21 protein-coding genes and 1 tRNA gene are annotated in these 21,931 nt (G+C 57.5%); 5 read left to right on the top strand and 17 right to left on the bottom strand.

From position 1 onward, the window contains the following. The first annotated feature begins 18 nt into the window (after nt 1-18). Nucleotides 19-106, top strand: a tRNA-Ser gene (locus K7B04_RS14330). 83 nt (nt 107-189) lie between these two features. Here K7B04_RS14330 and K7B04_RS14325 read toward each other — a convergent pair. The 10 genes from K7B04_RS14325 to putP form a co-directional block, all read right to left on the bottom strand. Next, nucleotides 190-1,191, bottom strand: coding sequence for a methionine ABC transporter ATP-binding protein (locus K7B04_RS14325; protein ID WP_223802314.1), 1,002 nt, complete (start codon nt 1,189-1,191; stop codon nt 190-192). A gap of 10 nt (nt 1,192-1,201) precedes the next feature. Next, nucleotides 1,202-1,975 (bottom strand): MetQ/NlpA family ABC transporter substrate-binding protein, encoded by a 774-nt coding sequence (locus tag K7B04_RS14320; RefSeq protein WP_167576211.1) that lies wholly within the window; start codon nt 1,973-1,975, stop codon nt 1,202-1,204. A gap of 21 nt (nt 1,976-1,996) precedes the next feature. Beyond that, on the bottom strand, nt 1,997-2,662 hold the full coding sequence (locus K7B04_RS14315; RefSeq protein WP_167576212.1) for a methionine ABC transporter permease: 666 nt from the start codon (nt 2,660-2,662) through the stop codon (nt 1,997-1,999). 8 nt (nt 2,663-2,670) lie between these two features. Then, complete coding sequence (locus K7B04_RS14310) at nt 2,671-3,894, bottom strand: SfnB family sulfur acquisition oxidoreductase (protein ID WP_223802313.1); 1,224 nt, start codon at nt 3,892-3,894, stop codon at nt 2,671-2,673. Between the two features lie 284 nt (nt 3,895-4,178). Further along, nucleotides 4,179-4,967 (bottom strand): phosphate starvation-inducible protein PhoH, encoded by a 789-nt coding sequence (gene phoH, locus K7B04_RS14305; protein WP_064548999.1) that lies wholly within the window; start codon nt 4,965-4,967, stop codon nt 4,179-4,181. Between the two features lie 23 nt (nt 4,968-4,990). Further along, nucleotides 4,991-5,245, bottom strand: coding sequence for a hypothetical protein (locus K7B04_RS14300; protein WP_223802312.1), 255 nt, complete (start codon nt 5,243-5,245; stop codon nt 4,991-4,993). Nucleotides 5,246-5,565: 320 nt separating this feature from the next. Then, nucleotides 5,566-6,840 carry an iron uptake transporter deferrochelatase/peroxidase subunit gene (gene efeB / locus K7B04_RS14295; RefSeq protein ID WP_223802311.1) on the bottom strand — a complete coding sequence of 425 codons (1,275 nt, stop codon included), beginning with the start codon at nt 6,838-6,840 and terminating at the stop codon, nt 5,566-5,568. 5 nt (nt 6,841-6,845) lie between these two features. Further along, nucleotides 6,846-7,973 (bottom strand): iron uptake system protein EfeO, encoded by a 1,128-nt coding sequence (efeO, locus tag K7B04_RS14290; protein ID WP_223802310.1) that lies wholly within the window; start codon nt 7,971-7,973, stop codon nt 6,846-6,848. Nucleotides 7,974-8,022: 49 nt separating this feature from the next. Next, nucleotides 8,023-8,856: an iron uptake transporter permease EfeU gene (gene efeU / locus K7B04_RS14285; RefSeq protein WP_065356260.1), complete on the bottom strand. Its 834-nt coding sequence runs from the start codon at nt 8,854-8,856 to the stop codon at nt 8,023-8,025. 269 nt (nt 8,857-9,125) lie between these two features. Then, on the bottom strand, nt 9,126-10,634 hold the full coding sequence (gene putP / locus K7B04_RS14280) for a sodium/proline symporter PutP (RefSeq protein ID WP_163447948.1): 1,509 nt from the start codon (nt 10,632-10,634) through the stop codon (nt 9,126-9,128). A 410-nt stretch (nt 10,635-11,044) separates the two neighbouring features. On the opposite strand from putP, the gene putA reads away from it, so the two are divergent. Beyond that, nucleotides 11,045-15,007 carry a trifunctional transcriptional regulator/proline dehydrogenase/L-glutamate gamma-semialdehyde dehydrogenase gene (putA, locus tag K7B04_RS14275; protein WP_223802309.1) on the top strand — a complete coding sequence of 1,321 codons (3,963 nt, stop codon included), beginning with the start codon at nt 11,045-11,047 and terminating at the stop codon, nt 15,005-15,007. 38 nt (nt 15,008-15,045) lie between these two features. Here putA and K7B04_RS14270 read toward each other — a convergent pair whose 3' ends face one another. After that, nucleotides 15,046-16,386, bottom strand: a complete 1,341-nt coding sequence (locus tag K7B04_RS14270; protein WP_223802308.1) for an MATE family efflux transporter — start codon at nt 16,384-16,386, stop codon at nt 15,046-15,048. 197 nt (nt 16,387-16,583) lie between these two features. On the opposite strand from K7B04_RS14270, the gene K7B04_RS14265 reads away from it, so the two are divergent. Then, entirely contained in the window at nt 16,584-16,979 is a 396-nt protein-coding gene (locus tag K7B04_RS14265; RefSeq protein ID WP_053390155.1) for a lysozyme inhibitor LprI family protein, read from the top strand. Here the strand turns inward: K7B04_RS14265 and rutR are convergent. From rutR to K7B04_RS14250, 3 genes are all read right to left on the bottom strand, one after another. Beyond that, a complete protein-coding gene (rutR, locus tag K7B04_RS14260) occupies nt 16,976-17,614 on the bottom strand; it encodes an HTH-type transcriptional regulator RutR (RefSeq protein WP_053390154.1) in 639 nt (212 codons plus the stop codon). The two genes, K7B04_RS14265 and rutR, sit on opposite strands and share 4 nt — an antisense overlap. 117 nt (nt 17,615-17,731) lie before the next feature. Then, nucleotides 17,732-17,908 (bottom strand): general stress protein, encoded by a 177-nt coding sequence (locus tag K7B04_RS14255; RefSeq protein ID WP_053390153.1) that lies wholly within the window; start codon nt 17,906-17,908, stop codon nt 17,732-17,734. A 249-nt stretch (nt 17,909-18,157) separates the two neighbouring features. Then, complete coding sequence (locus tag K7B04_RS14250; RefSeq protein ID WP_163447944.1) at nt 18,158-18,460, bottom strand: hypothetical protein; 303 nt, start codon at nt 18,458-18,460, stop codon at nt 18,158-18,160. A 285-nt stretch (nt 18,461-18,745) separates the two neighbouring features. Here K7B04_RS14250 and wrbA point away from each other — a divergent pair, with 285 nt between their 5' ends. Together wrbA and K7B04_RS14240 are read left to right on the top strand one after the other, a co-directional pair. Beyond that, nucleotides 18,746-19,351: an NAD(P)H:quinone oxidoreductase gene (gene wrbA / locus K7B04_RS14245; protein WP_053390151.1), complete on the top strand. Its 606-nt coding sequence runs from the start codon at nt 18,746-18,748 to the stop codon at nt 19,349-19,351. Nucleotides 19,352-19,367: 16 nt separating this feature from the next. Further along, the gene (locus tag K7B04_RS14240; RefSeq protein WP_053390150.1) at nt 19,368-19,595 is read left to right on the top strand and encodes a YccJ family protein; all 228 of its coding nucleotides are present in this window, start codon (nt 19,368-19,370) and stop codon (nt 19,593-19,595) included. A gap of 62 nt (nt 19,596-19,657) precedes the next feature. Here the strand turns inward: K7B04_RS14240 and K7B04_RS14235 are convergent, their stop codons facing one another. The 3 genes from K7B04_RS14235 to K7B04_RS14225 are packed head-to-tail and all read right to left on the bottom strand — an operon-like array spanning nt 19,658 to nt 21,931. After that, complete coding sequence (locus tag K7B04_RS14235) at nt 19,658-20,341, bottom strand: amino acid ABC transporter permease (RefSeq protein WP_053390149.1); 684 nt, start codon at nt 20,339-20,341, stop codon at nt 19,658-19,660. After that, entirely contained in the window at nt 20,331-21,113 is a 783-nt protein-coding gene (locus tag K7B04_RS14230) for an amino acid ABC transporter permease (RefSeq protein WP_163447942.1), read from the bottom strand. The genes K7B04_RS14235 and K7B04_RS14230 overlap by 11 nt, the downstream gene beginning before the upstream one ends. Beyond that, a complete protein-coding gene (locus K7B04_RS14225; protein ID WP_053390147.1) occupies nt 21,113-21,931 on the bottom strand; it encodes an amino acid ABC transporter ATP-binding protein in 819 nt (272 codons plus the stop codon). Before K7B04_RS14225 ends, K7B04_RS14230 begins: the two co-directional genes overlap by 1 nt.

The following is a 21,931-nucleotide window of genomic DNA, read 5'->3' as shown; positions in this document are numbered from 1 at the left end:
ATGCTGGGAAGACAATATGGTGAGGTGTCCGAGTGGCTGAAGGAGCACGCCTGGAAAGTGTGTATACGGCAACGTATCGGGGGTTCGAATCCCCCCCTCACCGCCATATTCGAGAAAGAGCTCGTACGCAAGTACGGGCTTTTTTTTCGCATGTTGCATGCCTACGGGAAGATGCCTCCTGTAACCAGGCTATCCCACCGCCACGCTATCCGCGACCTGGGCCGCCAGGCGCAGCGATTCCGCCTTAAGCGGAGTATCAACGCGGATGCGCAGCTGCCCGACGATCCGTCCCTGTATCGCTTCACAACTGCTGTACACCAGCTGTGAGCGACCGCCCAATACGCTCGCAATTTGCTGTAAATCCGGTTCCCGCCCATTCACGCCGTTAAAATGCAGCGTCACCAGCTGCTGCCCTGTGGTTAATAATTCGCGATTCTCCTCCCGCCCATGATGCAACGTTTGCAGCATCCCACGGGTCACCTCGTGCTGCGGGTCGCCAAAGACGCGCCATACCTCGCCTTGTTCGATTACACGCCCCTTTTCCAGCACCGCGACGCGATCGCAGAGCGTGCGAATCACATCCATTTCATGGGTGATGAGGATAATGGTCAGCCCCAGCCGCTGGTTAATCTCTTTGAGTAAACTCAGCACCGCCAGCGTGTTCTCCGGGTCAAGCGCTGAAGTCGCCTCGTCGCACAGCAGGATCTCCGGCTGAGTAACCAGCGCGCGGGCTATACCGGTGCGCTGCTTTTGCCCGCCCGACAACCGCGCGGGCCAGCTGTCACGCAGGACCTCCAGCCCGACCAGGCGCAACATATCGTCCACCCTGCGGCGACGCTCGGCGGCAGGAACCCCGGCCATTCTCAGCGGCAGCTCGACGTTCTCCGCCACCGTCTTCGTCGACATCAGATTGAAATGCTGAAAGATCATCGCCACGCGACGGCGCAGATCCCGCAGTTGTCCCCGCCCACCGCCGCTCATCGGCACCCCATGAATGGCAATCTCGCCGCAATCGGCGGTTTCCAGACGGTTAAACAAGCGCAACAGCGTCGATTTCCCCGCGCCGCTGCGTCCGATAATGCCGAACACCTCTCCGGCATGGATATCCAGATGAATATCGTCCAGCGCCTGCACGCCGTTGGCGTAGGCTTTACTGATGCCCTGCAGGCGAATATGCGGATGTTGCGTCATAGCCACTCTCCTAAAAACCGGGGGCAATTTTTCCCTGATACTTCGTCAGAATGAACTGGCGAACCGCATCGGAGTTCAGCGCTTTGGCCAGTTTCTGAATACCGGGATCGTTAATGTTATCCGGGCGCGCGACGAGGTATTCGATATACAGGCTTTTGCCCTTTTCGACGATCAGCGCTTTATCAGTATCAATACCGGCTTCCAGCGCGTAATTAGCGAAAATAAACGCCAGATCCACCTGACTCACCGCCCGGGCCAGCATAGCGCCTTCCAGCGGGCGAATCTTGAAGTGGTGCGGGTTGGCGGTGATATCCTTCTGGGTCGATTGCGGATCCTCCGGATGCTTTAACGTGATCAGCCCCGCCTCGCTCAGCAGCACCAGCGCTCGCCCGGTATTGACCGGGTCATTCGGAATGGCGATCGTCGCCCCCTCCGGCAGTTCACTCAGGCTTTTGTATTTGGTGGAATAAGCGCCAAACGGCTCGATATGCACGCCGACCACCGGGACCAGATTGGTGTGGCGGTTCTTGTTGTAATCATCGAGGAACGGGCGGTACTGGTAGTAGTTGGCATCCAGATTTTTTTCCGCCAGCTGCTGATTCGGCTGGATAAAGTCGTTAAAGACTTTCACCTGCAAATCAACGCCCTCTTTTGCCAGCGTCGGCTTCACAAACTCCAGAATTTCGGCGTGCGGCACCGGCGTCGCGCCGACCACCAGCGTTTCATTTGCGGCGGCAGAAAAGGAAAACAGCGCCAGCAGACCGGCAATCACAGTTTTTTTCATCGTTTCACCCTGTCGGTATCGTTATTTTCGGCTCATGCGGCGCACCAGACGGTCGCCGCTCATTTGTAATATCTGCACCAACGCAATCAGCAGCACGACCGTGACCGCCATGACATCTGTCTGAAAACGCTGATAGCCAAAGCGAATGGCGAGGTCACCCAGCCCGCCGCCGCCAATCACCCCCGCCATGGAGGTGTAATCCACCAGCACAATCGCCGTGACGGTCACCGCGGCAATCAAACCCGAACGTGATTCCGGCAACAGCGTGTGCCAAATGAGCTGCCAGGTATTGCCGCCCATCGCCCAGTTGGCTTCCACCAGCCCGTGATCGACCTCGCGTAGCGAGGTCTCAACCAGCCGCGCAAAGAACGGTGCGCAGCCCGCCACCAGCGGCGGTATCGTGCCCTGAACGCCCAGCGACGTGCCGGTAATCAGCGTGGTGAACGGGATCATCACAATCAGCAAAATAATGAATGGCAGCGACCGCATTATGTTCACCAGCAACGACAGCACGCGGTGCAGCAAGGGCGCATACAGCAGGCGCGGCTGTCCGGTCAGATACAGCAGGATGCCTAACGGCAAACCTATCAGAATCGTGAAGCCGAGCGCCCAGCCCAGCATGGTTAACGTATCGATTCCGGCTTCGGCCACATCCCGCCAGTCAATCTCAGCAAGAAAAGCGAGCATTCTCTCTCCTAGTTCCAGTCGTGACGCGCCGGAGCCTTGCCGTTGAGCACCCAGTTGCCAAGCAGGTGGTATTTCCAGCGCACCGGGTCGTGCAGCGTATGTACGCGACCATTACGCCAGTGGCGGTCGAAGTTGTAGCGGGGATGGGTTGAGCGCGTTCCCCCTAGCTCAAACAGCCTTGAGGCGGCCTCCAGCGCGGCTTCGGTGGTAAAGATTTTGGCGCGCGCCACGGCGAGCGAAGCCAGCGCCACCGTCTCTTCGCTCAAATGATGTTTATAGCGATCCAGTACCTTCCCGGCCTGCTCCAGCAACGCTTCCGCAGCGGCAATGCGGCTGTCGAGCACGCCAATCTGGTAAATGGTCAACGGATCGTCGCCCGCGCGTTCCACGCCGGCATCAATCCACGGACGCGCAAATTGATTCACAAAACTGACAGTGTCGTTCAGCGCCGCACGGGCAATTCCGGCGTCAATCGCCGCCGTCGTCAGCTGCGCAAACGGCCCGGCCAGGGTTGGCGTGTCGTACGACTTCCAGCTCGCAATCAGATTGAACGGCTCAACCGGCAGATTGTCGACCAGCACCGTGCCGCTCGAGGTTGTGCGTTGCCCCAGACATGCCCAGTCGTTAACCACCGTCAGCCCCGGCGTACGACGCGGCACAAACGCCAGTTGCGCTAGCCCCTCTTCGTCCAACGCCAGCACGCCCAGCCAGTGCGCATACAAAGAACCCGTGCAGTAACCTTTACGTCCGTTGATGCGCAGCCCATCTGCCGTACGGGTCAAGCGGGTCTGAATGTCCTGCACCGTCTTGCCGCCGGTTTCCGACAGCGCGTTGGCAAAGCGGTGGCCGCTGAGCGCCAGTTCAAAGAAATAGCGTCGCTGTTCGTCGCTGCCCTGTAGCCGAATATCTTCCAGCAGGCAGTAATGGTTTTGCGGGATTTGCCCCAGCGCCGGATCCGCCGCGGAGATAATAGCGATGACCGTCGCCAGCGTGGCCGCCGACACCTCCGCACCGCCATATTCACGCGGTATGGTGATGCCCCACAGCCCACTGTTGGAAAAAGTGTTTACCACCTCTGGCGGCACGACGCCGCTGAGATCGCGCTCTGCGGCGCCAGGCTGCAAATACGCGGCAATTTCATGGGCAATACTGATGGCTTCCTCATCGCTGGTAATGCGATAAGCATGAGGAGGGAGTTGAATATAGTCTGGGGTATCCTGGGTTACTGGCATAGCATCTTCTCTTCGATATTATCTGCGCGTGCCAACACAATTATCCGCTTGATATTTGTACATATCCCTTTATGGAATGAATTATTGTGTCTTTACGCTGTTAAGTTATATCTGTTGATAGCAAGCTTTGTGCCAGCCACGATGGTCATACATTTCAATGAATTAGAGAGTATGGGGTGCAATGCGCGGTGTGAAATGCAACTGGCTGGCGCCACGGCTGTCGCATTTGCAACAGCCACAAACAACAAAGCCCGGTTTCCCGGGCTTTGCAGACGTGACAACGGTTAGTAGTAGGCTTTCAGCGTACGCTGGCATAGCGCCGAACGTACGCAATCCTCTTTGGTGAATCGAACGATCCCAATCATCTCATCTTCTTCAAAACGCTCCAGCGCATCGCTAAGACCAGACTGCACGCCGCGCGGCAAGTCACACTGGGTGATATCCCCGTTGACGATAACCGTAACGTTCTCCCCGAGGCGGGTTAAAAACATCTTCATTTGTGCCGCCGTGACGTTCTGGGCCTCGTCCAGAATCACCACCGCATTTTCAAATGTTCGTCCGCGCATATAGGCGAACGGCGCGATCTCTACCTTACCAATTTCCGGGCGCAGGCAATATTGCATAAAGGAGGCACCCAGTCGTTTCACCAGCACGTCGTAGACGGGGCGGAAATACGGGGCGAATTTCTCCGAGATGTCGCCGGGCAGGAACCCCAGGTCTTCATCGGCCTGAAGAACGGGGCGCGTCACGATAATCTTCTCAACGTCCTTGTGGATGAGCGCCTCCGCGGCTTTCGCCGCGCTGATCCAGGTCTTGCCGCAGCCCGCTTCGCCGGTGGCGAAGATCAGCTGCTTACTCTCGATAGCATTCAGGTAGTGGGCCTGAGCGTCATTGCGGGCCGCAATCGGCGAGTGGTCACGGGTATCCCGCGCCATGCCTATCGCTTCCACACCACTCATCTGCACAAGCGAGGTGACCGATTCTTCTTCACGTTGTTTATGACTGCGTGAATCCCGTCTCAGCACACGTTTTGCTTCGCGACGAGCTTTGATCACTGCTTTTTGTCTTCCCATGGATAGCACCTTGAGTTGTTAGTTTACATCACACGCGCTAACAGCAGCGCGATTATGCGCACGAACGTCTGAGGTTTGGCTTCCTTGTAAGCCATAGCAACTGCCTGTCGAAATGACGCCAACGCACGGCTACGCGCACCGCGCATCGGGTCGGGAACTGCGAGTTGAATTTGATACAGGAGAAAATTTGAGGTGACGAAATCGCTGCCGGAGATGGGGCCTCCGCGCTGGATGGTGCGGGCTGTTGGTCTGTTGAGTCCAGTCAAGGACGCTACCATTCGCGATCTCCATAGTGAAACGGAAACTACCGCTTTATTTATTATTACATCTAAATCAACCAAAGATGCAACATAATATTTACACAAACTCAACGATAGATAACAGAGATAGCATCTGACACTTATATGACAGTTTTATATCAATCAGGGAAAAAATGGAAAAAAAGGACTGATTTTTGGCGATATTTTGGTACTGCAGAGAAAGAAAAGGGGCAAACGCACTGACAGCACTGTCCCCTCTCCCCTGTGGGGAGAGGGAGAACATTGTGCTAATACTGTATCTGGGGGATACCTCAGACATCAAAGCCTACAAAGCAATATCACGCACCGAGCAACGTACTCCCCAGATAGCTCTGCTCCGACGCCACGCCCGGCAGCACAAAGAAATACCCGCCGCCAATCGGCTTCACGTACTCCTCCAGCGCTTCACCGTTCAAACGCTTCTGCACCGTCAGAAAACCTTTCTCCAGATCGTGCTGATAGCAGACAAACAGCAGCCCCATATCCAGCTGACCCGAGTTCGTGACCCCCAGTGAATAGCTGTAGCCACGGCGCATCATCAGGCTCGACTGCGTCTCTTTCGTACGCGGGTTAGCGAGACGAATATGGCTGTCCAGCGCAATCACCTCACCGTTCGGATCGCGGCTATAATCCGGCACATCGTGCTCGTTACGCATCCCCAGCGGCGCGCCGCTGTGCTTGTCGCGGCCAAAGATCGTCTGCTGCTCTTTGAGCGGCGTGCGATCCCAGAACTCAACGTGGAACTGGATGATACGCACCGCCTGATACGAACCGCCCTTTGCCCACGCGGGCTCATCCTGATCGTCGGTCACCCACACCACCTCATCCATCAGCGGCTTATCGTGGCTGTCCGGGTTAGCGGTACCGTCCTTAAAGCCCAGCAGGTTCACCGGCGTCTCTTTACCCTTGCTGCGCGCGGCGTGGTCAGAGATAAACCCTTCCCGCTTCCAGCGCACGCTCAGCAGATCCGGCGTGTGCTTGATAATATCGCGCAACGCATGGATCACCGTGTCCTGCGTGTTGGCACAAATCTGCAGCAACAGATCGCCATGGCACAGCGCCGCGTCCAGCGAATCGTTGGGGAAGCGGACCATTTTTTGCAGCTTCTTCGGCGCTTTATCGGCCAGGCCAAAACGGCTATCAAACAGTGAATGTCCGACCGACACCGTCATGGTCAGGTTATCCGGGGCGATAAATGCCCCAAGAATGCCAGAATCCATCGGCGGCAGTCGCGGGTTCGGCGTATCCGGCGCGGGGCCGCCCTTCGTGAGAAAGGCAATACGGTCGGTCAGCAGACGGAACAGGCGCTCAAGATCGGCCTTATCCGCCGCCAGCACATCAAACGCCACCAGCATCATCGACGCCTGCTGTGGCGTCAGCACGCCCGCCTGATGCTCGCCGTAAAACGGCTGCGTCTCCATGCGGCTATTAGCCACCGGCGCGTCGCTGGCCTTCGCCGCATGCGCCACCGGGCAACCGCCGGAAATCGCCAGCGCGCCACCCAGCGCGCCGATCCCTTTTAATAAACGACGACGTGAAGGTTCATTCAGTTCGTCTGCGGAGTGCTTTGCCATCGTACTTAGTCCAGTCCCAGAATCCCACGCAGCTGCGCCAGATCTTCCGCCAGCGTGGTGATCGGCCCTTTCAGCGCATTACGGTCCGCATCGGTCAGCTTATCGTAGGTCTCAAAACCATCTTTGGTGCGATATTTGCCGAGGATACCGTCCACTTTCTTGAAGTTAGCGTCAACTTTTGCCAGCAGCGCACTGTTTTCTTTTTGCAGCTGCGGACGCAGCAGGTCGACAATCTTCTGCGCGCCATCGATATTGGCCTGGAAGTCCCACAGATCGGTGTGGCTGTAGCGATCTTCTTCACCGCTGATTTTGCTCGCCGCCACTTCCTCAATCAGGCCTGCCGCGCCGCCCACCACTTTTGAAGGCGGGAAGGCCAGCTCGTCGATGCGTTTTTGCAGCTCCAGCACATCGCTGTTCAGTTGGTCGGCATAGTGCTCCATCCCTTTGGTGCTGTTATCGCCAAACAGCGCTTTTTCCAGGCGGTGGAAACCGGTGAATTTCGGATCCGCCGCTTTCTGCTCGTAATCGTCTTCACGGGCATCAATGCTGCCGTCAAGGTCGGAGAACAGTTCAGCGATCGGCTCAATACGCTCGTAGTGCTGACGCGTCGGCGCATACAGGGATTTCGCTTTTTCGATATCGCCCGCTTTCACCGCATCGGTAAAGGCTTTGGTGCCCTGCACCAGCGCGGCGGTTTCCGCCGTCACATAGGTTTTATAGGCGGTGATGGCGTCGTTGAGGCTCAACAGCGCGTTGGTCTTCGCCGCGTCTTTGGTGGCTTCGCCTTTAACGATCAGCTTGCCTTTCGGGTTCGTCAGCAGGCCGCAGGTCATGTCATATTCGCCCGGCTGCAGGTTGGCGGTCATCTTCTGGGTGAAGCCCGGCGCGATATTTTCGCGCTCTTCCACCACCATCACCCCTTTGAGAATCTCCCACTCCAGCGCCTTCTGGCTGTGGTTCTGAATGATAAACTGGGTTTTACCGGCGTTCACGGTGATGGACATCGGTTCGCACTGCTTGTCATTGACGGTGACTTTAACCTGCGGAATATCCGCAGCCTGCCCCATAAAAGCGGATGAGAAAAGTGCAGCAATACCCAACTGCAACGCGCTGCGGCGGAAGTTCTTGGTCATGGTCCATCCCTTTCAAAAGTATGTTGTCACTAAGCAACCGTTATCAGCCTTATGGGGCGATACGTGATGTTGAAGTCGTTACGCGCGGCGGCCAGAAGAACAGCGCCAGCGCCGGAATCAGATACAGGAAATAGACCGCCACTTCGCTAACGCTCGGCGCTTCCTGATAACCAAAGATGCCTTCCAGCAGGGTGCCAAAAAGCGAATGCGTGGTCAGGGTGCCGCTAAGATCAAAGGCGACGTCCTGGAAGGCGTTCCACAGGCCAGCCTCGTGGAACGCGCGAATGGCTCCCGCAGCCAGCCCGGCGGCCACCAGCAGAATAAAGAGGCTGGTCCAGCGGAAGAAGACGCCAAGGTTAAGGCGAATTCCGCCCCAGTAGAGCAGAAAGCCCAGTACTATCGCTGTCGCCAGTCCCAGCATCGCGCCTAACGGCGGCCAAATGCCGAGATCCTGCTGGAAAGCCGCCAGCAGGAAGAAGACCGATTCCAGCCCTTCGCGCGCCACGGCGAAAAAGACCATCATAATCAGCGCCCAACCGTGGTTGTTGCCCTTCTGCAACGCGTTATCCACCGCTTGCTCGAGCTGCTGTTTGACGTTGCGCGACACTTTGCGCATCCAGAACACCATCCACGTCAGAATCACGACCGCCACCACGGCCACCAGCCCTTCAAACAGCTCCTGCTCTTTTTGCGGGAACTCGCCGGTGGTTTCGTTAATAAAGATGCCTAAACCTAAGCACAACGCGGCGGCCAGAATCACGCCAATCCACATAACCCCAATCCAGCGACCGCGCTGGGTACGTTTCAGATAGCTGGCAATCAGGCTGACAATCAGCGCCGCTTCCAGCCCTTCGCGCAACATGATGAGAAAAGGAACAAACATGCAAACACCCTTAAACGTGAAACGCCGTCAACTTTTGCAAAGACAGGTAAATGTGAGTGATAGTGATTATCATTAAGCAAAAAGGAAACACAAGCGAAATATGATGGAAATGATGACGAGATGTAAAAGAATAGCGGGGATATAGTTGCGTTAATTATCACTAGCGCGCTATAGCAATACGCGTAAAAAAACCCGCGGAGCCGCGGGTTTAAACAGGCCTGATAAGCGTAGCGCGATCAGGCCATTCGGTGCAGATTATCCCTACAACCTTACTCTTCCTGTAAACGCGACGGCGGCGCAGAGTGGTAATGCGCGTCCGCTTTGGCGAAGCGCTCCTGCATACTGGCCGACGGCGCTTTACCCAGCAGGCTGAACAGCACGATGCCAACGCTGCCGAAGATAAAGCCCGGGATAATTTCGTACAGGCCCAGCCAACCGAACTGTTTCCAGACGATCACGGTGACGGCGCCGATGATCATCCCCGCCAACGCGCCGTTGCGCGTCATGCGTGACCACATGACCGAGAACAGCACCACTGGCCCGAACGCCGCGCCAAAACCAGCCCATGCGTAGCTCACCAGGCCCAGTACGCGGTTTTCCGGGTTAGCCGCCAGCGCAATCGCTACCAGCGCGACAACCAGCACCATCAGACGCCCTACCCACACCAGCTCTTTCTGGCTGGCGTTTTTACGCAGGAATGCCTTGTACAGATCTTCGGTAATGGCGCTTGAACAGACCAGCAGCTGGCAGCTCAGCGTTGACATCACCGCCGCCAGAATGGCTGACAGCAGGATACCGGCAATCCACGGGTTAAACAGAATCTGCGCCAGCTCAATGAACACGCGCTCGGCGTTCTGACTGACCGGGCCCGCAACAGACGGGTTGTTCTGGAAGTAGGCAATGCCGAAGAAACCGACCGCCACCGCGCCAGCGAGGCACAGGATCATCCAGGTCATACTGATACGACGGGCATGCACGATGCTGTGGTGGGAATCCGCAGCCATAAAGCGCGCCAGAATATGCGGCTGACCAAAGTAACCCAGCCCCCAGCCCATCAGCGAAACAATCGCCACGAAATTCAGCCCTTTGAGCATATCCACGTTCTCAATGCTCTTTTGCTTAATCACTTCCAGCGAATCACCCAGCCCGCCAACGGCAAAGATCACGATAACCGGCGTCAGGATCAGGGCAAAAATCATCAGGCTCGCCTGTACGGTATCGGTCCAGCTCACCGCGAGGAAACCACCGATAAAGGTGTAGAGAATCGTCGCCGCCGCGCCGGCCCACAGTGCGGTTTCATAGCTCATCCCGAAGGTGCTCTCAAACAGGCGAGCGCCGGCCACAATCCCGGAGGCACAGTAAATGGTGAAGAACAGCAGAATCACCAGCGCGGAGATAATCCGCAGCACGCGGCTGTTATCTTCGAAGCGACCGGTGAAATAGTCCGGCAGGGTTAAGGCGTTGTTGTTGGCTTCGGTGTGCACGCGCAGACGCCCGGCCACCAGTTTCCAGTTGATCCACGCGCCTAACGTCAGGCCGATGGCGATCCAGCTCTCTGAAATCCCGGCGATAAAAATCGCCCCCGGCAGACCCATCAGCAGCCAGCCGCTCATATCAGAGGCGCCCGCCGAAAGCGCGGTCACGAAGGGACCGAGACTGCGGCCGCCGAGAATATAGTCGTCAAAGTTTTTGGTGTTGCGCCATGCAAAAAAGCCAATGAGGATCATGCCAAAAATATAGACAAGAAAGGTCACCAGCATCGGTGTGCTTATAGTCATTCAACTCTCCAGAATTATGCGTCGGCAACATTCCCATTTGCCGTTTTTATCATTGCCGGAACGGGGCAATAATTTGAAGCGACCGTATCCTGACGGAAGCCGAATTTTTTCACAAACGATTTAACACCGCATTTACATTGAATGCACCAGGGCAGCGATAGCATTTTTCTATAGGTTGCACTCCCTCACGCTTTTTCGGGTTGCACCGGGAATATCTGTTAAGTAGCGCATAAAATCACGTCTTACCGCGTATTGTTCACCGCCTTTATCATAAGTTTTGCCATTAACAATTAATTCATTTTTAAGCCTGCAACGGGCGTCACATTTAACACGGTTGCACAAAGTTGCAACATGGTGGATATTCCTGTTACGCAAAATAATATGACAACCGAGCAACAGGAGTAGATGGCATGGGCACCACCACCATGGGGGTTAAGCTGGATGACGCAACGCGTGAGCGAATTAAGAGTGCGGCGACCCGAATCGACCGTACCCCTCACTGGCTGATCAAGCAGGCAATTTTCAATTATCTGGAAAAGCTGGAAAACGATGAGGTCCTGCCGGAGCTACCTGCTCTGCTGTCCGGCGCTGCCAATGAAAGTGATGAAGCTGGCCATCCGGCGGAAGAAAACCACCAGCCGTTCCTCGAATTTGCCGAGCAAATCCTGCCCCAGTCGGTGACCCGCGCCGCGATCACCGCCGCCTGGCGTCGCAGCGAAACCGACGCCGTGCCGATGCTGCTGGAGCAAGCCCGTCTGCCGCAACCGATCGCCGAACAGGCGCATCAGCTGGCGTGGAAGCTAGCGGAAAAACTGCGCAACCAGAAAACCGCCAGCGGTCGTGCTGGCATGGTGCAAAGCCTGCTGCAAGAGTTCTCCCTCTCCTCTCAGGAAGGCGTGGCGCTGATGTGTCTGGCGGAAGCGCTGCTGCGTATTCCGGACAAAGCCACCCGCGATGCGCTGATTCGCGACAAAATCAGCAACGGCAACTGGCAGTCACACATTGGCCGCAGCCCGTCGCTGTTCGTCAACGCCGCGACCTGGGGTCTGCTGTTTACCGGCAAGCTGGTCTCCACCCATAACGAAACCAGTCTGTCGCGCTCGCTGAACCGCATTATCGGCAAGAGCGGTGAACCGCTGGTGCGCAAAGGCGTGGACATGGCGATGCGCCTGATGGGCGAGCAGTTTGTCACCGGTGAAACCATCGCCGAAGCGCTGGCTAACGCCCGCAAGCTGGAAGAGAAAGGCTTCCGTTACTCCTACGATATGCTCGGCGAAGCCGCGCTGACCGCCGCCGATGCGCAGGCCTATATGGTCTCCTATCAGCAGGCGATCCACGCCATTGGTAAAGCCTCCAACGGCCGTGGCATCTATGAAGGCCCGGGGATCTCCATCAAACTCTCCGCCCTGCACCCGCGCTACAGCCGTGCGCAGTACGACCGCGTGATGGATGAGCTCTATCCGCGCCTGAAGTCGCTGACCCTGCTGGCCCGTCAGTACGATATCGGCATTAACATCGACGCCGAAGAGGCCGATCGTTTAGAGATCTCCCTCGATCTGCTGGAAAAACTGTGCTTCGAACCGGAGCTGGCGGGCTGGAACGGCATTGGCTTCGTTATCCAGGCTTACCAGAAGCGCTGCCCGTTCGTTATTGATTATCTGATAGACCTCGCCACCCGCAGCCGTCGCCGCCTGATGATCCGTCTGGTGAAAGGCGCCTACTGGGACAGCGAAATCAAACGCGCGCAGATGGACGGCCTTGAAGGCTACCCGGTTTACACCCGCAAGGTTTACACCGACGTCTCCTATCTGGCCTGCGCCAAAAAGCTGCTCGGCGTACCGAACCTGATCTACCCGCAGTTTGCCACCCACAACGCCCACACTCTGGCGGCGATTTATCAGCTTGCCGGCAATAACTATTATCCTGGTCAGTACGAGTTCCAGTGCCTGCACGGTATGGGCGAACCGCTGTACGAACAGGTGGTGGGTAAAGTAGCTGATGGCAAGCTGAACCGTCCGTGCCGTATTTACGCGCCGGTCGGCACGCACGAAACGCTGCTGGCCTATCTGGTCCGCCGTCTGCTGGAAAACGGCGCCAATACCTCCTTCGTTAACCGCATCGCCGACCACAACCTGCCGCTGGACGAACTGGTCGCCGACCCGGTGCTGGCCGTGGAGAAAATGGCGCTGCAGGAAGGTACACCCGGTCTGCCGCATCCGAAAATCCCGCTACCGCGCGATCTCTACGGTAAAGGCCGCATTAACTCGGCCGGTCTGGATATCGCCAACGAACATCGCCTGGCGTCGCTCTCCTCCTCGCTGCTCAACAGTGCGCTGCACAAGTGGACGGCCAAACCGATGCTGGAGAACCCGGTTGCCGATGGCGATATGACGCCGGTAATTAACCCGGCGGAACCGAAAGACATTGTCGGTTACGTACGTGAAGCCAGCGAGCAGGAAGTGGAACAGGCGCTGGAAAGCGCGGTCAACAACGCGCCAATCTGGTTCGCGACGCCGCCGCAGGAGCGCGCCGCCATTCTGGAACGCGCCGCCGTGCTGATGGAAGATCAGATGCAGCCATTGATGGGCATCCTGGTGCGTGAAGCCGGAAAAACCTTCAGCAACGCCATCGCTGAAGTGCGCGAGGCCGTGGACTTCCTGCACTACTATGCCGGTCAGGTGCGTGACGATTTTGATAATGAAACCCACCGTCCGTTAGGCCCGGTAGTCTGCATCAGCCCGTGGAACTTCCCGCTGGCCATCTTTATGGGCCAGGTTGCCGCCGCGCTGGCCGCGGGTAACAGCGTGCTGGCGAAACCCGCCGAGCAAACGCCGCTGATTGCCGCGCAGGGTATCGCGCTGCTGCTGGAAGCCGGCGTGCCGGCTGGCGTCGTCCAACTGCTGCCGGGACGCGGTGAAACGGTCGGCGCGCAGCTGACCGCCGATGCCCGCGTACGCGGCGTGATGTTCACCGGCTCCACCGACGTGGCCAGCCTGCTGCAACGCAATATCGCCACCCGCCTCGACGCACAGGGCCGCCCGACGCCGCTTATCGCCGAAACGGGCGGGATGAACGCGATGATCGTCGACTCCTCCGCCCTCACCGAACAGGTGGTGGTTGACGTGGTCGCCTCGGCGTTCGACAGCGCCGGGCAGCGCTGCTCGGCGCTGCGTATTCTGTGCTTACAGGACGATGTCGCGGACCACACCCTGACCATGCTGCGCGGCGCGATGGCCGAGTGCCGGATGGGCAACCCGGGCCGTCTGACCACCGACATTGGGCCGGTTATCGACGCTGAAGCAAAAGCGGGCATCGAGCAGCACATTCAGGCCATGCGCGCGAAGGGACGTACGGTATTCCAGGCCGCCCGTGAGAACGCCGAAGACAGCCGCGAATGGCAGAGCGGAACCTTTATTCCACCGACGCTTATCGAGCTGGAAAGCTTCGACGAGCTAAAAAAAGAGGTCTTCGGCCCGGTGCTACACGTCGTGCGCTACAGCCGTAACCAGCTCGATACGCTGATCGAACAGATTAACGCTTCCGGCTATGGCCTGACGCTGGGCGTGCATACCCGTATTGATGAAACCATCGCCCAGGTGACCGGCAGCGCCAAAGTCGGCAACCTGTACGTCAACCGGAATATGGTGGGCGCAGTGGTAGGCGTGCAGCCGTTCGGCGGCGAAGGGCTCTCCGGCACCGGCCCGAAAGCGGGCGGCCCGATGTATCTGTACCGCCTGCTGGCAAGTCGTCCGGAAACGGCGCTCGCCACCACGCTGGCGCGTCAGGACGCCGGTCAGGTTGTCGATAGTCAGTTAAAAACGCTGCTGGAAAAACCGTTGCTCGCATTGCAGGAATGGATGGCGGATCGCCCGGAACTGCTGGCGCTGAGCAAGCAGTACGGCGAGCTGGCGCAGGCCGGAACCCAGCGCGTGCTGCCGGGGCCGACCGGCGAACGCAACACCTGGACGCTGGTGCCGCGCGAGCGCGTGCTGTGCGTCGCGGATAACGAATCGGATCTGCTGACCCAACTGGCGGCGGTGATGGCGGTGGGTAGTGAAGTGCTGTGGCCGGACGCGCCGTTGCAGCGCGAGCTGGCGAAAACGCTGCCGAAAGCGGTCACTGAACGTCTGCACTTTGCCAAACCGGAAACGCTGATGAACAGCTTCTTCGACGCGGCAATCTACCACGGCGACTCCGACCAGCTGCGCAAACTGTGCGAGCAGATTGCGGCGCGCGATGGCGCGATTGTTTCGGTACAGGGCTTCGCGCGTGGAGAAACCAACCTGCTGCTGGAGCGTCTGTATCATGAACGCTCGCTCAGCGTGAACACCGCGGCAGCAGGCGGTAACGCCAGCCTGATGACGATTGGTTAACCCCTCAAACCCGGCGAAAGCCGGGTTTTTTATGCCCCTTAGAACATTGACTTCGTCGTCCACACCCGGCTGTGCCAGCGACGATACATCAGCATCGCCCGCAGCCCTTCATCAATAATGTAGGCCAGCCACACCCCCACCAGCCCCATGCCAATATAAACACCCAGCAGATATGAGAACGGCAGGCTGACAATCCACATCACAATAATGCCGCAAATAAACGGGAAGCGGACATCGCCGGTGGCGTTGAGGCTGCTGATCACGATGATATTGGTCGCACGCCCAAGCTCGAGCAAAATAGACAACATAAACAGCTTTTTGGTCAGGGCGATAACCTGCGGGTTAGGCGTAAAGAGTTGCATAATCGGCTCGGCCAGCAAAAAGATAATCAGGCTGAGAGAAAAAGCCACCAGCAGCCCCAGCCGCCAACTTTTAACGCCCTGCCGGTAGGCGGATTCTATTTCCCTCGCCCCCACTGCGCGGCCAATAATAATCTGCGAGGCCTGGCCTATCGACATCGCAAACAGCGCCACGAACTGGCTGATGGTTGACGCATACACTTTGGTGGTTAGCGCCTCGGTGCCGAGAAAGGCGATAATGGCGGTCACCACCAGTTGCGACCCGGCGTAGGAGAGATTCTCCCCGGCTGACGGCAGACCAAAACGCAGAATCGCCCCCAGCATTTTGCGCGAGCACTGCCGCAGCTTCTGCCAGCGAAACACGTAGCCGATGTATTTTTTCAGCATCCACGCCGACATCAGCATACCGATGACGTTGGCAATGCATACCGCGATCCCAACGCCGGTGACGCCCAGCCCAAGAAAGCTGAGCTGGCCGTAAAGAAACAGGTAGTTAAATACCACGTTTACCACGCTGACGGTGATCGGCACCAGCATCGCCTGACGCACAAAGCCGTGGGTACGCAGAATAGGTAAGATTGACGAATATAGCGCGATAATTACCGAAATACCGCCGATGATGCGGATAAACGGCGAACCAACCACCACCAGCTCATCGCTTAGCCCGAGCATCCGCAGGAAGGCATCGCCAAACAGCACAAACACCAGGCTCATCGCGACGCCGATCAGAAACGCCACCACCAAACCGTTGGTAATCACCCGCTCAACGCGCCGAAAACGCTTCGCGCCCAATAGCTGCGCCACCACGATTTGTACACCGACGGTGAGAAAACCGTAGAAGATCACCGAAATGGCGAGGATCTGATTAGCGACCCCGGTGGCGGCGACCGCTTCATCCGAATAGTGCCCTAACATGAAGACGCTGACGTAGCCGAGCATTAATCGCAGCAGCTGTTCGACAAATATTGGCCATGCCAGAGTAAACAGCCCCAGCCGAACCTGACTTTCCATGCCCGTCATCGCTGACGCTCTCCCTTTTTCAGTCTACACACGCACCCAGCGCGGGATGATCAACCTTCTACACCCAAGGCGTCTATCCGAACATTGCGCTGGCTTTCAAAATCAGAAAAACACACGGTGGTAAGAGGAGATTCCGGGGTAAAATCGTGTTATATCCAGAGCCTGGACTCTGTAGCAATACTTTGGGGAGTTATCGAATGAAACGTGCATTATCGGCTCTCGCCCTGCTGCTCACCAGCAGTTACGCACTGGCAGACGCGTGCGACAACGCCAACACGCAGGCCGAGCTGAACAGCTGCAGCGCTGAACAATATCAGGCGGCAGATAAGAAGCTGAATCAAACCTGGCAGGACGTGCTCAAGCGCGCCGAGCCCGCGCAGCGCGATTTACTCAAGAAGGCCCAGAGCGCGTGGATTGCCCTACGCGACGCGGACTGCGCGTTTATGAGCTCCAGCAGCCACGGCGGCAGCGTGCAGCCGATGGTCAACAATCAGTGCCTGACGGATAAAACCAACGAACGTGAAGCCTTTCTCGCCTCGCTGCTGCAATGTGAAGAGGGCGACCTGAGCTGCCCGCTGCCGCCGGCCAGCTAGCGTACGCGAATGCCGTCGATGATAATCCGCTGGACGTTTTCGACGGTCTGCTGGAAGAACGCCTCGTCGCGCAGCGTTTTCCCGGTGACCGCCTCCACCTGAGTGGCAAAATCGGCATAGTGCTGGGTGGTCGCCCAAATCATAAAAATCAGATGATGCGGGTCGATGGGCGCCAATTTTCCGCTCTTCACCCACGCCGCGATAATCGCCGATTTATCGGCCACCAGCGTTTTTAAATCGCCGGTCAGTTCATCCATCACCAACGGCGCGCCCTGCAGCATCTCCAGACAGAACAGCTTCGACGCCTGCGGGTAATCACGCGATACCTCAAGTTTGAGACGAATGTATTCGCTAATGGCAACCAGCGGTGCCAGATCTTCGCGAAAAGCACGCAGCGGCGCCAGCCAGATATCGAGGATCTGCTGCATCACGGCAACGTACAGCGCTTCTTTAGACGGGAAATAGTAGAGCAGGTTGGTTTTTGACACCCCGGCCAGCTCGGCAACCTGATCGAGGCGCGTGCCATGGATCCCATACTGGGAAAAGGTGTTCAGCGCGGCGGTGAGAATAGCCTGCTTTTTGGCGCTAACCGCCTGAGAACGTTTGCCGCTTTTCTTTACTGCATTCAGAGCCATACGCCCTCTCCTTGTGATTTTCTCCTATTTTGCGGCTAGCGAGGGCCGGCTTCAACCGGAAAAAGAAACCGCCGGTAAAACCGGCGGTTAGGTGAGAAACCATTACGTCATGCGCCGTTAGGTGCCGCGATGACTACCATGGCTATTTTTCCCGCCTTTTTTGCCCGCTTCTGAGGCGCGCTGGGGATCGTTTTTAAAGTTCCCGCCGCTATGCTGGCCCCCCTTACGACCTGCTTCTGATGCTCTTTCCCGGTCTTCAGCGAAGTTACCTGAACCGCCGCGATGGTTTGCCATTACTGACCTCCAGTTGAGAGAACGACATCGTGCATTACGTAGATGAAAAGCGTAATCACCCGCGATATAACGCGGTAGTGATAAGCATAGTCGCCGTAGGGATGTGAAACGGCAGCTGGTCATATTTTGACATATCTGCCGTCAGGTTTTACCCACTGACGCCGGGGTGTTCCCCTAATCAACTCTTATCATGGGGGAAAATCGGCGACAGAAAAATGTGACATTATGCGTCAGCCGCACATCGCGAGGTTACTTCAGCACGCCCACATAGCTGCCGTCTTTCATCAGCCGGACTTTGCCGGTGCGCTTGTGAAATACCAACCGGTACGGCCCCTGAATATAGACGTCTGCATCGGCGTTATATTCCGCCTTCTCTGCCGCCGCGCCGTTCACCGTCACCCTATCGCCCTGCCGGGTGACCGTCACGCCGAAGCCTTGATAAATTTGCTGAGTGGCCATCTGCGCGTCCTGCGCGATCGCCGGGGCTGATACCAGCGAAATCGCCAGCAGGCTCGCGCCCATCATGACAGCCGCCGCTATTTGTTTCTTCATGCACCTACCGTTGTGTGTGACCCACCAGCGCATATTCTCCGGGAATGAGGCGCAAAAGTTGTTGATAACAATCAACCAAATAAATAGTTAATCGCCAATATTATTTATCATAGTTATTAATGAGTTACTGTTTTGATGCACCGCAGAGCCGGCCTTCGTCTAAAAAACAGGCAATCGCGTTGTTTAAGCGAGAATTTACTGGCGTGATGCAGCGAATCCGTCAGCACGGGCTATGCTTAATGAAGCTTGTTACGTAACCAACGAATTTGACACAGGAGAGTTAAGATGAGTGGAAAAGCAAGTGTTCTGGTGCTCTATTATTCCATGTACGGACACATTGAGACGATGGCTAAAGCCGTCGCGGAAGGCGCAAATAAAGTGGACGGCGTTGATGTCGTCGTCAAGCGCGTACCGGAAACCATGCAAGCAGAAGCGTTCGCCAAAGCGGGCGGCAAAGCGCAGGCCGTCCCGGTCGCCACGCCGCAGGAGTTAGCCGATTACGACGCCATTATTTTTGGTACGCCAACCCGATTCGGCAATATGGCCGGACAAATGCGCACCTTCCTCGATCAGACCGGCGGCCTGTGGGCCTCCGGCGCGCTGTACGGCAAACTGGCCAGCGTGTTTAGCTCAACCGGCACCGGCGGCGGTCAGGAACAAACCATCACCTCCACCTGGACTACGCTCGCCCACCACGGTATGGTGATTGTACCGATCGGTTATGCGGCGCAAGAACTGTTTGATATCTCGCAGGTTCGCGGCGGCACGCCGTATGGCGCTACGACCATTGCCGGCGGCGACGGCTCACGCCAGCCAAGCCAGGAAGAGTTGTCGATTGCCCGTTATCAGGGTGAATATGTCGCTGGCCTGGCCGTTAAACTCAAAGGCTAATTAAGGGAGAAGAGAGATGCCCACACAAGAAGGCAAAGCACATCATATTGGTGAATGGGCGAGCTTGCGTAATACCTCGCCGGAAATTGCCGAAGCGATTTTTGAACTCGCAAAGTATGACGAAAAAGTCGCAGAAAAAATCTGGGAAGAAGGCAGCGATGCCGTTCTTGAGCTGGCCTTCCGTAAAACAGACAAAGATGCACTGTTCTGGGGCGAGCAAACCATTGAACGTAAGAACGTTTAATTCGGACCTGACCAAATAACATCCCAGCCCGGCTGAGCATCACGCGACGCCGGGCTGTTTTTTTATACCGTCACTCGACGCTGCCAGCGCTTCGCCACCCTTTCCAGCCCAAAACAGAGCAGATAGTAGACCACGCCAATAAAGACAAAAATGGCCGTCGGGTAGATTTGTACGCGGTTATTCACCTGCCCGGCTACGGTCGTCAGCTCCGGGACGTTGACGATAAACGCCAGCGAGGTGTCTTTCAGCAGGCTGATGAAAATCCCCACCAGCGACGGCAGCACGTTGCGCAGCGTTTGCGGCAACAGAATTAACCGCAGACTCTGTCCGGCGCTAAATCCCTGAGTGAGTGCCGCTTCATACTGCCCCTTCGGCAACGCCTGCAGCCCTGCCAGCACCGAGTGCATCACCGACGCCGCGGTAAACCAGGCCAGCGCTAAGGTCACCGTGACCGCGCCGGGTAAATCGCTGCCGGTCAGCATTGGCAACAGGTACCACAGCCAAAAGATAACGAATATCAGCGGAATACCGCGAATAATCTCCGCCCACAGGTACAGTAAACGCCGCGTGATGCCGGGGAATCGCCATGCCGCACAGGCCAGCAACACGCCACCCGGCAGCGCTAATGCGCCCGCCCCCAGCGCCATCATCAGGGTCAGCGCGACGCCGCCCGGTTCGCCGTCCGCCAGTCGCCCCCACAGCAGATAGTCGAGGTTATCGACAATGACCGCCAGATTAGCGTTCATGCTGAATCCCTCCCTGCACATCCCTAACCTGACGTCGCCGCTTCGCCTGCCCTACTGGCTTTGGCCCCAGGCGGCTCAATAGCAGCCCCAGCACGACGCCGGTAAACAGGTACAGCACGGTGCCCACGGCAAAGGCTTCCAGCGCATGCGCGTTGTAGCTCTCTATCTGCCGCACCTGATAGGTCAGCTCGGCAAACCCAATACCGCTGGCCAGCGACGAGAGCTTCATCAGGTTAAGATACTGGCCGACCACCGGCTGCCAGGCATTCGCCAGCCCCTGCGGCAACAGGATGTGGCACAGCAACCCGGCGGTGGAAAAACCCTGCGCCAGCGCCGCTTCCCGCTGCCCGTTCGGTACGCTTTGCAGCCCCGCCGCCACCTCCTCAATCAGAAACGCCGAGGTAAAAACGCCAAGCCCCCATGCCGAGCAGAGAAATTCCGGCGTCAACCACCAGACGTCGCCGGGCAGAATCGACCAGTCATGCGGATCGTTCACAAAATCACGCATCCCCTGCGGCAGAAAGTTCCAGGCCGCGAAGTACCAGAACAGCAGCTGTACCAGCAGCGGCGTATTACGAAACAGCGACACCCAGCAGCCTGTAATGCCCTGCCCGAGCCGACCACCCGCCAGCCGCAGCAGCAAAAACAGCGTCGCCAGTACGCTTGCCAGCACAATTCCCGCAAGGGAAACCCACAGCGTGGTGAGAAAGCCCGAAATAATCCATTGCAGAGGCTGCCCGCTGAGCACCCCGAGCCAGTCGAAATTGCTCATCACGCCGTCCGCTCCTGATGCAGCGGATCCAGCACCTTCTGTAGAAAACGTACCGCACGAGGATGCTGTGGCCGGGCGAAAAACGCCGCTGGCGGCGCCACTTCCAGTACGTCGCCGCCGTCGATAAACACCACTCTGTCGGCGATTTCGCGGGCAAACTGCATTTCGTGCGTCACCACGATCATGGTGATACCGCTGTGGGCCAGCGACTGCATCACGTGCAGCACTTCGCCAATCATTTCCGGATCCAGCGCCGAAGTCGGTTCATCAAACAGAATAATCTGCGGCGACGAAGCCAGCGCCCGGGCGATCGCCACCCGCTGCTGCTGCCCGCCCGACAATTGCGAAGGCATAGCGTCCGCTTTTTCCGCCAGCCCCACCTGCTGTAATAGCGCCAGCGCCCGCTGATGCGCATCGCTGCGCGTCCAGCCGTGAACCGACTCCAGCGCCAGCATAATGTTTTGCGCCGCCGTCAGGTGGGCATAGAGATTGAACTGCTGAAAGACAAAGCCAATCCGGCTACGCAGCTGGCGCAGCGCCCGGCCGTTGAGCTGGCGGGTGGCTTTGCCGTCCACCAGAATCTCGCCGCCGCTCAGGCTTTCAAGCTGGTTGATGAGGCGAATCAGCGTCGACTTTCCCGAGCCGGAAGGCCCAAGGATCGCCACCACTTCGCCGGGATTAATCGTCAAATCGATGCCGTTCAGCACGCGATGACTGCCGTATTCCTTCACCACCTGACGGAACTCCACGCTGGCGTTCTGCAGATGTGAAAAATCCGCGGCCTTCGCCGCGGAACGAGAGAGTAAAGCCGACAACAT

It is taken from the genome of Kluyvera sp. CRP (assembly GCF_019930565.1).
Lineage (GTDB): Bacteria > Pseudomonadota > Gammaproteobacteria > Enterobacterales > Enterobacteriaceae > Kluyvera > Kluyvera georgiana_A.
Note: the sequence above shows the minus strand (reverse complement) of the source record. Positions and strands in the feature narration are given on the sequence as shown.